The sequence below is a fragment of the Streptomyces sp. P17 genome, assembly GCF_032436805.1.
GTDB lineage: Bacteria > Actinomycetota > Actinomycetes > Streptomycetales > Streptomycetaceae > Streptomyces.
Map to the genome: position 1 here is coordinate 1 of NZ_JAVRBF010000217.1, position 771 is coordinate 771.

Genomic DNA, 771 nt, shown 5'->3' on the forward strand with positions numbered 1-771 from the left:
TCTCCACTTTTGTAACGAGTGCATCCCCCTGGCCCAAAGTTCTCTGAAAAACGAACACTTTCAATATCTGCCACTTTTAAAAGATAAGACCAAACATAGGTATCATAAATAGGATTAACTATTCTCTTAATCCCACCATTAGAATTTGAATAAGAATGATGAAAGATAAAATCAGAGAAACTAACTTTAACTTTAGGGTGAAGATCTCTATTTAAACTAATGTATTGAGCACTTTCTAAAGGCCAGAAAATAGATGCATCATGGAATAATATATATTTTATTTTTTTTGATACAGCCTCTTCAATACATTTATTTCTAGCAAGCGACACTCCCATCACTTCTGTTTCATAAAGAAAAAATTTATCGGGCAAGCCAGCATGACAAATAATTTCATTTTTATCGCCTTGCAATACAACAAAAAAAATGACCTTATTGCCCCACGCCTGGGAAATATTCTGACACGATATAAGTAAATTGTCTTTATATTGAAGCCAATCCTTTTTTGTTAAACAGATACCAACTAGCAAATCAACTCCCACATTGATCTGGTTCATTTTTCATCCTTTCTTAACCAATTTTTTATACTATGGTATGGCAAAGCCATTATTCCTCTACGACTAAGCATTAACTTTTGAGTAAACGATAAATCAGATCGCCATACTGCATAAAGTCTTTCTTGCCACATACGAGCTTTGTTAGATGCTTGTGAACTGACACCGGTTGTATCAAAATTAGCAATACAAAGGTCAAGTGCTTTGGGTTTAAGGCGCG

General features: G+C 34.2%; 2 protein-coding genes. Both read right to left on the reverse strand.

Annotated elements, in window-relative coordinates:
• Positions 1-554 (reverse strand): hypothetical protein (locus RMT89_RS40460; protein ID WP_315888744.1); only part of this gene is annotated, 554 nt, incomplete at its 3' end.
• Positions 551-771: hypothetical protein (locus tag RMT89_RS40465; RefSeq protein WP_315888745.1), on the reverse strand; the 221-nt coding region annotated here is incomplete at its 5' end. The genes RMT89_RS40465 and RMT89_RS40460, both read right to left, overlap by 4 nt.